The following is a 12,002-nucleotide window of genomic DNA, read 5'->3' on the forward strand; positions in this document are numbered from 1 at the left end:
TTCCTCCTATTTCATATATACATAGGCAGCAAAGATAGCAATGACTATCGCTGTCACAACCAAAATGGCAGTTAAGCTTTTACGGTTACCACCATCGCCCCCTTCATGAGTACCAATGTGATTTCCTTCTTCATCATAAGCATGACGATATTGACCTTCTAAATCTTCATAATCTGTCACATCTTCGACTTTTGCTTGTTGGCGCAATTCTTGTAATCGTTTTCTACGTTCTTCTACATCGCTAGCTACAGAATGGACCTGTACTTTCATCACATCTTCTCGCAATCCTTCTAGACGAGGCACCATTAATTGCAACCGTTCTACCAAAGACTTATTAATTTCTACGCAAGAACTCAGTGCTGTTTGATGTAAAAGTAACATATGCACCACATCTTCTTCCGAAGCGCTTGCGTCACCGGCTACCCCTGATTTCACAAATTCTGTTTCTTTCGAAAGTATCTCAACCACGGTAGAAATATAATAATCTAGACGATCAAAAATCTTATTTAGTTCTACATTCTGTTCTAGCAATTCTTGTTTACGATGCAATAAATACACTGGATTACCGCCAGATGTCTCCATTTGTTGAATCATATTTGCCATATCTATGTAGGTATCTAATACAGTACATACTGTATCTGTCACATTCGTATATTCTCCTATACTATCTGACACCATATGACGACGTTCTTCTAAGGACTCTAATTGCCCCTTCTCTTCTAATTCGACAAAGAGTGCCTCATATCCTTGTACCAATCCCTGTATTTCATTTTGAATCGCAAGAATATCTTCTTTTCCTTCTGTTAATTCCGTAGTATAGTGCCTCACAAATTCCGGATCTTCTATGGACAATTCCTGCATATCTGCCGACACATAAGTAATTCCTTTTTCAATTGCACTTGCCATGCATATCTCCTTCCTACCAATGATAAGGTTCATTCCGATTAATTTTACAAGCTCTATATAATTGTTCCACCAGTACAAGTCGCACCATCTGATGGGTGAAAGTCATAGGGCTAATGGATAATTTCCACTGTGCCCGTTGTCGTAATTCTTCTGCCACCCCAAAGGCGCCACCAATACAGAATACCATCTCGCTATGGCCTTGCACTTCTAATTCACTAATTCGTTTTGCCAAGTCTTCAGAACTCATTTGTTTTCCATATACATCTAGCAATACCACAAAGGATTGTGGTGTACAATATTTGAGCAATCGCTGCCCTTCATCATAGAGGGCTTTTTGCTTATCTGATGGACTTGGCTTATCTCCTAATTTACTTTCTGGTAGCTCTGTAATAGTGATGCCCCCATACGGTTGCACTCGCTTAACAAATTCTGCCACCCCTTCTCGTAAATAAGGTTCTTTTAACTTTCCTATACAATAGATAGAAAATTTCATAGATTCCTATCTCCTAAAACCTTCAATACATGCCAATCTAAGACTCTTTATATATCACGAGATACACCAATGGAAGTATACTTTTTGGGATCTCCATGATACGCCGTAAACCCTTCTTGACCTTGTGTATGGCACCAAGCTAACAAGCGATCTGATAGCTGCTCTACTAAATGGAGCGAATTATTTTGCTCGGAACGATGAGCAAAGACCACTTCCATCCCCTTAGGTCGTCTTAGGGCTGATAACACTTTCATGGCTGTTACATTACACAAATGTCCTGATTGACCTTTTACACGACGCTTTAAATCTGGTGAGTACGGTCCATAGAGCAACATCTGTTCATCATAGTTCGCTTCCAAGACCAACAAATCTGTATCATGCAGATGCGCTAACATTTCCTTTGATACCATACCTGTATCTGTTAGCAAAGCTGCTTTTGTGTGCCCTTTATAACAAGTGACTCCTATCGGGTCCACCGCATCATGGCTAGTAGAAAATGGTTGTAATACCATATCCCCTATGGTCACTTCTTTCGTCCCTAACGTTTGAAAGCACTCCGCAGATACGCTAAATTTATCCATAAGGCGCCGTGCTGTATTAGGTCTTGTGATAATGGGTAAGCCCATTTGTTTAATCATTTGAGGCACCCCTGCAATATGATCAGAATGTTCATGGGTAATGACAATCCCTTCGACTATATGCTTTGGTATCTCTAAATCTTGTAAGGCATTCGTAATACGTCGGCAACTAATGCCTGCATCAATAATCACTGCACTGCGAGAACTGCGAATAATGGTGCAATTCCCTTTACTACCGCTAGCTACGACATGAACTTGTAATTCTTTTTCTTCCAATGTCATATGTCTCCTAGCTTCTTTCTAATACATCTATGAAAGCTTTCATATTGTCTGTTAAATCGGGTCCTCGTCGGAACATATCGCCCCCTACAAGGAACATCGTATCTGTACCGTAAATGCTCACCAATTCTGGTAATCGAGCCTCAGTTACACCCCCACCTGGAGCTGGGCAAGATGCTTTGATAGTTGCCAATGATTTTCGATTGGCATCACAAATTTGACGGCATAATTCCGGTTTGAATGTAAATCGCCCACCGTAGGATACGAAAATATTCATATCACCGCCGAAGATACGTGGTAATAAGCCCATCCAAATGGTAGCTGCAATGCCCGATGTACCTGGTAATGTGAATCCACCCATCATAGCAGGATGTACAATTAATGGCAGGTTCAGTGAATCATCCGTAGCCAACCGATGGAGCCAACCAAATCCGATTAAGGACGGAGCCACCATGAGAGCCGTAGCACCCACTTCTTTTACATAATGGGCCCGTTCTAATACATCTGTGCCATCCCCAGATACATTCGCTGCATAGAGGGTATGATGACCACTTTTAGCATTCGCCTCTTGCACCGCATGAGCACATCGTGACACACGATCTTTGAAAGGCGAAAAGGATTGATTCGTCAATCCATGGTCATCCTTGATCACATCCGCACCGCCCATGGTGTAAGCATGGCACATGCGAGCCAATTCTTCATTGGGCGTGCCCATGGGTTTAATCACAGCTTGAATCATAGGCCGAGTTGGGGTCTGGCATAATTCTCGAATGCCAGCTAATCCAAACTTAGGACCTTTAAACACGTCTAACAAACTAGGGCTAAACTCAATATCTACTATCCAAATATGTGGTTGCAAGGAAGAGTTGCCAAAGACTACATTTAAAAACTGTGTCACTTCCAGACCTGATGTCTCCACCGGGTAGGCAATCTTTGCCCAAAAACAATCTTCTTTTTCTTCTAACGAAAGCAATTGTCCCACCATATGACGGCGTGGATCGCTTTCGCCTAATAATTCGTAAGGAAATTCAATAGTTTGCTCCACCTGTATGGACCAAGCCACTTGCTTCGCCTCTTCATAGGTGGGAACATGCAATGCATAGGTAACGGAAAATGTTTCCATCGATAACTCCTTTCCCATCATTACAACTGTATCTATTCTATCTTGTGAGTTTTTATGTGAAAGTCAGTTACAACCTCTTAGGTTGTAACAATGCTTAGAGAATATGTCTCTATCTTTATAGTATGACATAAGTTCTGATGAAATGCTATGTCATACCTACAATTATACACTATATGCAATAAAAAAGAACCTCTAATCGACTAGGTTCTTTTCTAAGAATGTGGTACACTGTTACTATTGTTAACTCTATCATTATAAAAGGTGTTGTTATCCTCTGTATGCATTCTTATAAGTAGTTAATTCTATATAAACTTATTTTATAGCTTGCGATCTTCGCAGGACCTCTTATGAGTTAGAGTCCATATCAGGTAATACAACACCCATGACATTTGACATAGAGATACATGCATCATGTATCAGAAAGGACAACTTATGAACTGGAACAATTATCTTTCAACTATGACACAAACTTTACCCCCTTCTGGGATTCGTAAATTTTGGGAAAAAGCAATGGCTATGGATGATGTTATTTCTCTTTGCGTAGGAGAACCCGATTACATTCCTCCCCAACCTGTGCTAGATGCACTTGTGGCTAGCGTAGAACGAGGGGAAACAAACTATTCCCCGAATGCAGGCATCTTGCCCTTGCGTGAGGCTATCAGCAATTGGTACAACCGCCGTTACCATGTATTATATGGAACGGATGAAATGATGCTCACCATCGGTGCTAGCGAAGCTATCGACTTGTCGTTGCGAGCTTTATTAAACGAAGGAGACGAGGTATTAATTCCAAATCCATCCTACGTAGCTCACCAAGCAGAAGTTCATATGTGCGGTGGCAAGGCTGTACCTGTGCCGACACATTTAGAAGATGGTTTCAAACTTCGTGTGGAAGAGTTAGAAAAACTCGTCACAGAAAAAACGAAAGCCATTTTAATGTGCTACCCAAGCAATCCTACGGGAGCCATCATGGACTATGAAGATCTATTACCTATTGCAGAGTTCGCTAAAGCCCATGATCTGATTATCATCTCTGACGAAATTTACTCGGAGCTTACCTACCACAAGGACCATGTATCTATGGCGTCCTTACCGGGCATGAAAGAGCGGACCATCATCTTAAACGGTTTCTCCAAATCCTATGCTATGACCGGTCTTCGCATTGGTTTCCTCTGTGCTCCAGCACCATTCATCACGGCCTGCATTAAGTTGCACCAATACAGCATCGTCGCCCCAGCGACACCAGTGCAACACGCTGCCATTGTTGCCCTTAACGAATGCGATGACTCCGTAATAGCTATGCGCCAAGATTACTTGGAACGCCGCGACATGATTGTGAAAGGCTTCCAAGACATGGGCTTACCTATCGCCGTTCCAGAAGGAGCTTTCTACGTGTTCCCAGATATTTCCCAAACCGGTTTATCCGACGAAAGTTTCTGCGAACAATTGCTAGAACAACAACACGTTGCGGTTGTACCAGGATCTGCTTTCGGCACTTGCGGCGCTAACCGTATTCGTTGCTCCTATGCGTCCTCTAAGGAAACCATCCAAGAGGCCTTGCGCCGTATCAAACTATTCTTAGACTCATTACAAAACTAGTATAGACAAACATAGAGGAACGAATCATCATAGCAACGTTCCTCTATTATATATTAACTCTTATCTGCTTATTATATTATTCATAGGACACTAAGTTACTACATACGTTATGTATAATAGCCTCTAAATAACTATATATCCACAAAAGGGTTGTACCATACTGCTAAATGCAGTTGGTACAACCCTTTTTCTATCTCATCGATATGTAATTATGCACGTTCACAAGAAGCTGTAGTGATATACACAGAGTTATTTTCCACTTCTAGGAATCCCCCTGGAAGGATAAACTCTTCACGCTTGCCCTCATGGTCAATGCGGATAGCCCCTGGTGCCAAAGCGCTCACTAAAGGCATATGATATGGTTGGATACCAAACTCTCCATCGAGAGCTTTTCCTACCACCATCGTTACTTCTCCAGAAAACACTGTTTCATCAGGAGTAATAATTGTTACATGCATGGTACTCATAGATTATTCTCCTTTCCCTAACATGTCCCTTCCTTTGGCAACAGCTTCATCGATCGTTCCCACCATGTAGAACGCACTTTCAGGTAAATCATCATGTTTACCTTCTAGAATTTCACGGAAACCACGCAATGTTTCTTTCAATGGCACATATTTACCAGGACTGCCTGTAAATACTTCGGCTACGAAGAATGGTTGACTTAAGAAACGTTGAATTTTACGAGCACGAGCTACTGTCAATTTATCCGCTTCAGACAATTCTTCCATACCTAAGATGGCAATGATATCTTGTAAATCTTTGTATTTTTGAAGCACTTCTTGTACACCACGAGCTACAGAGTAATGTTCTTCCCCTAATACTAGTGGATCCAAGATACGGCTAGTGGAATCCAATGGATCCACGGCTGGGTAAATACCAAGTTCTGCAATGGAACGAGACAATACTGTGGTAGCATCCAAGTGAGCAAATGTGGCTGCTGGCGCTGGGTCAGTTAAGTCATCGGCTGGTACGTATACGGCTTGTACAGAAGTAATAGAACCTTCTTTTGTAGATGTAATACGTTCTTGTAGAGCCCCTACGTCATTCGCCAAGGTTGGTTGGTAACCAACGGCAGATGGCATACGACCTAGCAAGGCAGACACTTCAGAACCAGCTTGAATGAAACGGAAAATATTATCTACGAATAACAACACGTCTTGTTGTTGTACATCACGAAAATATTCTGCCATTGTCAAACCTGTTAAGGCTACGCGCATACGAGCTCCAGGAGGCTCATTCATTTGTCCATATACAAGAGCTGTTTTAGACAATACGCCAGACTCTTTCATTTCGTTCCAAAGGTCATTCCCTTCACGAGTCCGTTCACCAACCCCTGCGAATACGGAGTAACCACCGTGTTCTGTAGCGATGTTATGAATTAATTCCATGATAAGAACTGTTTTACCTACACCAGCACCACCAAATAGACCGATTTTACCACCTTTTACATATGGGGCAATTAAGTCTACGACTTTAATACCAGTTTCTAAAATATTAGTTTCTGGTGCTAATTCATCAAACTTTGGAGCGGCCCGGTGAATTGGCCAATGTTCATTCACTTTCACTTCTGCTGGGTCGTGGTCTACTGTTTCGCCTAATACGTTGAAAATACGACCTAGTACACCATCACCAACAGGAACGGAAATAGCGGCACCTGTGTCCACTGCTTCCATGCCACGAGTCAATCCATCAGTGGAGCTCATGGCTACACAACGAACTGTGTCATCACCTAAATGTTGCATAACTTCTACAACAATCTTAGATGTTTCTTGTTCGCCGCCTTTTGTAATAGTAATTGCATTGTAAATAGCAGGCAATTCACCTTTTGGGAAGACTACGTCTACCACAGGTCCAATAACCTGAACTACTTTACCTATATTTGTACTCATATACGAGATACTCCTTTATCTATTATTGCAATGCGTTTGCACCGCCTACGATTTCAGAAATTTCGTTAGTAATACCTGCTTGGCGCAACTTATTGTATTCTAAGTGCAAGGTACCAATCAATTCGCCTGCATTATCTGTAGCGGATGTCATGGCCGTCATACGAGCACCTAATTCACTAGCCGCCCCATGTAGTAATGCATTATATACAGTGCTTTCCACATAGGCTGGCAACAATTGTTCCAATACAGAGCTTTGATCTGGATAGAATAAACTTTCACCAGTTGCTTCCGTATCCGTTTCTAATGAAAGAGGTAATAAGCGCTCATGAGTCACTTCTTGCAACAAGGAGTTCACAAACTTGGTGTATACCAATACCACTTCATCTACCTCACCGGATAAAAACATTGTTTTTACTTGTTCTACAATGTCTTGGGCATGATGAAAGCCTGGTTTATCAGAAAATCCTTGCAAATCAGATACTACAGAATAACCATGATTTGTGAAATATTCCGTTGGCTTACGACCCACTGTGAATAGACCATAGTCCTCAGCTGGCTTATCTTGCAATAAAGCTTGCACGTATTTAATGATATTACTAGTATAGGCACCGGCCAAACCTTTATCAGCACCTACCACCACATAGGCTACCTTCTTCACAGGACGAACTGTAAGTAGTGGTAAATCTGCCCCCCCATCTAGAGAGGACATGCTTTGATGCAGCATGTGGCGGAGACGTTCTGTATAAGGTTCAGTACCTTTCGCTTTTTGTTGTGCACGACGTAGACGAGCAGATGCTACCATTTTCATAGCTTTTGTAATTTGCTGCGTATTAGTGACACTTTTTATACGCTTGCGTAAGTCTTGTGCACTACTCATAGATTACGCCTCCTCTGGTAATAATTCGTGAGTAGCACCAAAGACATCAATACATTCTAAAATCGCTGCTTGCAATGTTTTTTCTGTATCTTCTTCTAATTTCTTAGTATCTCTAATTGATGCTAATATATTGGCATAATTTCCATGTACATATTGTAATAACGCATCTTGGAAAGCTGGTACATCATGAACGGCTAATCGTTTGAAATAGCCATTGATGCCCGCATATAAACATACCACTTGTTCTTCTACTTTTAACGGAGAATATTGTGGTTGTTTCAACATTTCTGTTAAGCGTTCCCCACGATCCAATTGTGCTTTTGTGGACGCATCCAAATCGGAACCGAACTGAGCAAAGGCCGCTAATTCACGATACTGTGCCAATTCCAAACGCAATTTACCAGCTACTTGTTTCATAGCTTTAATTTGCGCACTACCACCTACACGAGATACGGATAAACCTACGTCAACTGCTGGACGAACGCCAGAGTAGAACATATCTGTACCCAAGAAAATTTGTCCATCTGTAATAGAGATTACGTTCGTTGGGATGTAGGCAGATACGTCACCTGCTTGTGTTTCGATAATTGGTAAAGCCGTAATAGAACCGCCACCTAATTCATCAGATACTTTAGCAGAACGTTCCAATAAACGAGAGTGTAAGTAGAACACGTCACCAGGGTACGCTTCACGTCCTGGAGGACGACGTAATAACAAACTCATCGCACGGTATGCAGCAGCTTGTTTTGTTAAATCATCATATACGCAAAGTACATGTTTACCTTGGTACATGAAATGTTCGCCCATAGCTACTCCAGAATATGGTGCTAAGTACTGCATAGGAGCTCCTTCAGATGCCCCTGCAGATACGACGATAGTATATTCCATAGCTCCTGCTTCCTCTAATTTTTGAACCACACGAGCTACAGTAGATTCTTTTTGACCGATTGCTACATAGATACAAATCACATCTTGTCCTTTTTGGTTCAAGATTGTATCAATAGCAATGGCTGTTTTACCGGTACCACGGTCACCGATGATCAACTCCCGTTGACCACGGCCGATTGGTACCATCGCATCAATGGCTTTCAAACCAGTTTGCATTGGCTCAAATACAGATTTACGATCTGCAATACCAGGTGCTGGATATTCTACAGGACGATGTGTTTCTGCCACGATTTCGCCTTTACCATCGATAGGTTGACCAAGAGCATTCACAACACGACCAATTAAGCCATCTCCTACAGGTACTTGCATGATGCGGCCTGTACGGCGCACTTCATCACCTTCTTTAATCAAGAAGTCATTACCTAGGAGAACGGCGCCTACATTATCTTGTTCTAAGTTGAGTACCATGCCATATACGCCATGAGGTAACTCTAACAATTCGCCAGCCATGGCTTTTTCAAGACCGTAGATATGAGCAATACCATCCCCAACTTCCAGAACAGTTCCTACGTCATCTACGTTTAATTCAACATTATAGTCCTGAATCTGCTGTTTAATAATGGCAGTAATTTCTTCAGGCGTCATTTTCATAATTAACCATTCACCCCAATCTTATTGGTACTTGCATTAAGCAATGATTTTTTCAATTCTTCCAATCGTCTAGCCATACTTCCATCAATCCGAGTGTCTCCCACTTGAATGACCATACCACCTAAGATGGATGAATCCACATGTTCTTCGATGACACATTCTTTGCCAGTGATATCCTGCAGTTTTTTCAATACTTTTTCACGCATTGTTTCTGAAAGTGGTTCAATAACCGTCACTTTCGCTTCCAAAATACCACGGCTTTCACGGGATCGTTTTACGTAAGCACGAGCTGTTTCCATGATGTATGGACTACGACGGCGGTCCACCATAACATAGAGAAAATTCATAATCAATGGGTGCACTTCGCCACCAAAAATTTGTCCTAAAATCTTCTTTTTTCCAGCTACTTCTAACATAGGATTGATTAAAATTTGGCGTAATTCCTCATGGGTGGAAAATAAATCTTGCACATAGGAAAGATCTGTATCAAATTGCGGTAACAAACCTGATTCCTGTCCTAATTCAAATATAGCGGAGCTATATGCTTCTGCAATTCTTTCTACACTCATCGTATCACGACCTTATAGTTGTACTATCAAGTTTTGCAATGGTATCCTCTACAAGAGCTACATTATCAGCACTGGAAAAATCTTTTCCAATTAATTTGCCAGCTACCTGTACAGACAAATTCACTACTTCTGCACGAATTTGTTGCATTGCTTTTTCCCGTTCCCGTTCAATTTCTTGACGGGCAATTTCTTTTTCTTTCACTAGTTGAGCTCGTAACTCTTTGATTTGTGCTTGTGATTCAGCTTCTGCTTGTTGTTTTGCGGACTCGATAATGCCTTGTGCTTCTTTACGAGCTTCTTGCAATTGCGCTGTATATTCAGCTTTCAACGCAGCCGCTTTTTCTCTAGCTTGTTCTGCACTGGTAAGATCATTCTCAATGCGACGTTTCCGTTCTTCCATAGTTTGCAATAACGGTTTATACGCATACTTCGCTAAAATCAACACTAGCACGATAAAGTTTAAAATCTGAAGTACGAGTGTGCCGTTTAAATCTACCAACGGTCATACCTCCTCTTAGCTAATGTCTATTATTTAAGTAAGTCTACCAATGGGTTTGCGAACACTAATACAATCGCGATAACTGCTGCGATAATAGGCACCGCTTCGATCAAGCCTACAGAAATTAACATATTTGTGAACAATTTACCAGATTGTTCTGGTTGACGAGTCATTCCTTCTAAAGCTTTACCAGATACAAGACCGTCACCAATACCTGCGCCAATCGCAGCTAAACCAATTGCTAAACCAGCGCCAATGGCAGAACCAACCAATACATACGCTTTTGCTAATAATAATTCCATTATGATTTCCTCCTAAACTATTAATGTCCATCTCCAATTGTCATCCCCAAATAGGATGTAACGAGCATGGCAAAAATAAACGCTTGAATAATACCGATTGCTAGACTAAAAGCTAACCATACGATAGGAAGTACATAGGGTACCAAGGCATATAATAATTCTAAAAGAATTTCCCCCGCTAGTATGTTACCAAACAAACGGAAGGCTAATGTGACAGGTTTCGCTATTTCTTCCATCAAGTTAATGATGATAAATAATTTAAATGGCTGTACAAAGTGTTTAAAATAGCCAATTCCTTTTACTTTCAAACCCACAATCCATACAAGAATTGAGCTTGAAATGGCTAGTCCCAAAGTCGTGTTAATATCATTTGTTGGCGATGCCAAGATATGCGGACTCGGAATCAACCCTAACTCATTACTTACCAAAATAAATAGAAAATACGTAAATAGTATGGAGCTTAAAAACTTCCATTGATTGCCTAAGTTTGTTTTAAACTGACCAGTCAATCCTTCTAACACGCTTTCCATCACATTTTGAATCCCTTGTGGTACCATGGCACGTGACCGTGTCGCTAATAGTGTGACCACAATAATAATCGCCATCACTAGCCACGTCATATACAACGTATCCATATTAAAGGATATACCCATCCATTGAACAACATGATGATGCCCTGCATGCAACTCCATATTCCCACCCCCTTTCACATAGATGATTACCTAATACGTCGGCGTACATACATACTATACTCAATATACTGCATGGGAACAAACACACAAATGCCACCTAAAACACCTTTCATGGAAATCGAAGGTATTTGCGTGCTTATGCCCACCAACAATACAATTAAGCTAAATCGACTCATAACACCAATCCAAACTCGTCGTTTTACATCTTCTAAGGTGGCATCTTTCATCTTATAGGTTTGTAATGCTAAATACAGGAAATAGATAACATAGGTCATCATCCCCCACAGCCAACCAGTAATATGACTAGACCAATCTAGGAACCATAACACAACTACACCTAGTATAGCCACTGAAAGTATCCATCGGCAATGACTTTTGATATAGGTGATATATTCTTTCATATAATCTCCTTACATACACTGACGTATGACACCATATAGGCCTAGAAAACCGCCAATTAATCCACCTAGAAGCACACCCCATGGGTGCGTTCCTACATAGTGATCAATAGCATAACCAATCCCCATACAGATACCGATAGAACAAAGTATAGTAAACCCTGTGGTAGATGCTCTGGAGATAGCCATCCATAGTTCTGATTTTTCTTTCCCCATAGATACACCCCCCATACCTCTAACATGGTAGATTATACCA

General features: G+C 41.3%; 15 protein-coding genes. 1 reads left to right on the forward strand and 14 read right to left on the reverse strand.

Annotated elements, in window-relative coordinates; genetic code table 11:
• Window positions 1–6: 6 nt before the first annotated feature.
• Genes EO118_RS01795 through EO118_RS01810 form a run of 4 tightly spaced genes read right to left on the reverse strand, consistent with a single transcriptional unit; the run spans window position 7 to window position 3,379 of the window.
• On the reverse strand, window positions 7–906 hold the full coding sequence (locus tag EO118_RS01795) for a hypothetical protein (RefSeq protein WP_127068350.1): 900 nt from the start codon (window positions 904–906) through the stop codon (window positions 7–9).
• 13 nt (window positions 907–919) lie between these two features.
• Window positions 920–1,399: a 23S rRNA (pseudouridine(1915)-N(3))-methyltransferase RlmH gene (gene rlmH, locus EO118_RS01800; protein WP_127068351.1), complete on the reverse strand. Its 480-nt coding sequence runs from the start codon at window positions 1,397–1,399 to the stop codon at window positions 920–922.
• Between the two features lie 47 nt (window positions 1,400–1,446).
• Window positions 1,447–2,259 (reverse strand): MBL fold metallo-hydrolase, encoded by an 813-nt coding sequence (locus tag EO118_RS01805; protein WP_127068352.1) that lies wholly within the window; start codon window positions 2,257–2,259, stop codon window positions 1,447–1,449.
• 7 nt (window positions 2,260–2,266) lie between these two features.
• Window positions 2,267–3,379 carry a RuBisCO large subunit C-terminal-like domain-containing protein gene (locus tag EO118_RS01810; protein ID WP_127068353.1) on the reverse strand — a complete coding sequence of 371 codons (1,113 nt, stop codon included), beginning with the start codon at window positions 3,377–3,379 and terminating at the stop codon, window positions 2,267–2,269.
• A 432-nt stretch (window positions 3,380–3,811) separates the two neighbouring features.
• On the opposite strand from EO118_RS01810, the gene EO118_RS01815 reads away from it, so the two are divergent.
• Window positions 3,812–4,978 carry a pyridoxal phosphate-dependent aminotransferase gene (locus tag EO118_RS01815; RefSeq protein ID WP_127068354.1) on the forward strand — a complete coding sequence of 389 codons (1,167 nt, stop codon included), beginning with the start codon at window positions 3,812–3,814 and terminating at the stop codon, window positions 4,976–4,978.
• Between the two features lie 209 nt (window positions 4,979–5,187).
• On the opposite strand, the gene atpC is transcribed toward EO118_RS01815, so the two are convergent.
• Genes atpC through EO118_RS01865 form a run of 10 tightly spaced genes read right to left on the reverse strand, consistent with a single transcriptional unit; the run spans window position 5,188 to window position 11,962 of the window.
• Window positions 5,188–5,445, reverse strand: coding sequence for an ATP synthase F1 subunit epsilon (gene atpC / locus EO118_RS01820; protein ID WP_127068355.1), 258 nt, complete (start codon window positions 5,443–5,445; stop codon window positions 5,188–5,190).
• Window positions 5,446–5,448: 3 nt separating this feature from the next.
• The gene (atpD, locus tag EO118_RS01825) at window positions 5,449–6,870 is read right to left on the reverse strand and encodes a F0F1 ATP synthase subunit beta (protein WP_127068356.1); all 1,422 of its coding nucleotides are present in this window, start codon (window positions 6,868–6,870) and stop codon (window positions 5,449–5,451) included.
• 22 nt (window positions 6,871–6,892) lie between these two features.
• Complete coding sequence (atpG, locus tag EO118_RS01830) at window positions 6,893–7,747, reverse strand: ATP synthase F1 subunit gamma (RefSeq protein WP_127068357.1); 855 nt, start codon at window positions 7,745–7,747, stop codon at window positions 6,893–6,895.
• A gap of 3 nt (window positions 7,748–7,750) precedes the next feature.
• Entirely contained in the window at window positions 7,751–9,286 is a 1,536-nt protein-coding gene (atpA, locus tag EO118_RS01835; RefSeq protein ID WP_127068358.1) for a F0F1 ATP synthase subunit alpha, read from the reverse strand.
• A gap of 2 nt (window positions 9,287–9,288) precedes the next feature.
• Complete coding sequence (atpH, locus tag EO118_RS01840; protein ID WP_127068359.1) at window positions 9,289–9,855, reverse strand: ATP synthase F1 subunit delta; 567 nt, start codon at window positions 9,853–9,855, stop codon at window positions 9,289–9,291.
• A 4-nt stretch (window positions 9,856–9,859) separates the two neighbouring features.
• On the reverse strand, window positions 9,860–10,354 hold the full coding sequence (atpF, locus tag EO118_RS01845; RefSeq protein WP_127068360.1) for a F0F1 ATP synthase subunit B: 495 nt from the start codon (window positions 10,352–10,354) through the stop codon (window positions 9,860–9,862).
• 29 nt (window positions 10,355–10,383) lie between these two features.
• Window positions 10,384–10,656: a F0F1 ATP synthase subunit C gene (gene atpE, locus EO118_RS01850; protein WP_009353316.1), complete on the reverse strand. Its 273-nt coding sequence runs from the start codon at window positions 10,654–10,656 to the stop codon at window positions 10,384–10,386.
• Between the two features lie 20 nt (window positions 10,657–10,676).
• The gene (gene atpB / locus EO118_RS01855) at window positions 10,677–11,348 is read right to left on the reverse strand and encodes a F0F1 ATP synthase subunit A (protein WP_127068361.1); all 672 of its coding nucleotides are present in this window, start codon (window positions 11,346–11,348) and stop codon (window positions 10,677–10,679) included.
• A gap of 26 nt (window positions 11,349–11,374) precedes the next feature.
• Window positions 11,375–11,749: an ATP synthase subunit I gene (locus EO118_RS01860; protein WP_127068362.1), complete on the reverse strand. Its 375-nt coding sequence runs from the start codon at window positions 11,747–11,749 to the stop codon at window positions 11,375–11,377.
• A gap of 9 nt (window positions 11,750–11,758) precedes the next feature.
• Window positions 11,759–11,962 (reverse strand): AtpZ/AtpI family protein, encoded by a 204-nt coding sequence (locus tag EO118_RS01865; protein ID WP_164723840.1) that lies wholly within the window; start codon window positions 11,960–11,962, stop codon window positions 11,759–11,761.
• Between the last annotated feature and the right edge of the window lie 40 nt (window positions 11,963–12,002).

Origin of the sequence: Veillonella sp. 3891 (genome assembly GCF_003992315.1) — a bacterium.
Lineage (GTDB): Bacteria > Bacillota > Negativicutes > Veillonellales > Veillonellaceae > F0422.

Excerpts from the sequence above, each read along its gene's own strand:
- atpG (WP_127068357.1), bottom strand. The coding sequence starts at position 7,747 with ATGAGTAGTGCACAAGACTTACGCAAGCGTATAAAAAGTGTCACTAAT.
- EO118_RS01810 (WP_127068353.1), bottom strand. The coding sequence starts at position 3,379 with ATGGAAACATTTTCCGTTACCTATGCATTGCATGTTCCCACCTATGAA.
- atpH (WP_127068359.1), bottom strand. The coding sequence starts at position 9,855 with ATGAGTGTAGAAAGAATTGCAGAAGCATATAGCTCCGCTATATTTGAA.
- EO118_RS01860 (WP_127068362.1), bottom strand. The coding sequence starts at position 11,749 with ATGAAAGAATATATCACCTATATCAAAAGTCATTGCCGATGGATACTT.
- atpE (WP_009353316.1), bottom strand. The coding sequence starts at position 10,656 with ATGGAATTATTATTAGCAAAAGCGTATGTATTGGTTGGTTCTGCCATT.
- atpB (WP_127068361.1), bottom strand. The coding sequence starts at position 11,348 with ATGGAGTTGCATGCAGGGCATCATCATGTTGTTCAATGGATGGGTATA.
- atpC (WP_127068355.1), bottom strand. The coding sequence starts at position 5,445 with ATGAGTACCATGCATGTAACAATTATTACTCCTGATGAAACAGTGTTT.
- EO118_RS01865 (WP_164723840.1), bottom strand. The coding sequence starts at position 11,962 with ATGGGGAAAGAAAAATCAGAACTATGGATGGCTATCTCCAGAGCATCT.
- EO118_RS01805 (WP_127068352.1), bottom strand. The coding sequence starts at position 2,259 with ATGACATTGGAAGAAAAAGAATTACAAGTTCATGTCGTAGCTAGCGGT.
- atpA (WP_127068358.1), bottom strand. The coding sequence starts at position 9,286 with ATGAAAATGACGCCTGAAGAAATTACTGCCATTATTAAACAGCAGATT.
- rlmH (WP_127068351.1), bottom strand. The coding sequence starts at position 1,399 with ATGAAATTTTCTATCTATTGTATAGGAAAGTTAAAAGAACCTTATTTA.
- EO118_RS01815 (WP_127068354.1), top strand. The coding sequence starts at position 3,812 with ATGAACTGGAACAATTATCTTTCAACTATGACACAAACTTTACCCCCT.
- atpD (WP_127068356.1), bottom strand. The coding sequence starts at position 6,870 with ATGAGTACAAATATAGGTAAAGTAGTTCAGGTTATTGGACCTGTGGTA.
- EO118_RS01795 (WP_127068350.1), bottom strand. The coding sequence starts at position 906 with ATGGCAAGTGCAATTGAAAAAGGAATTACTTATGTGTCGGCAGATATG.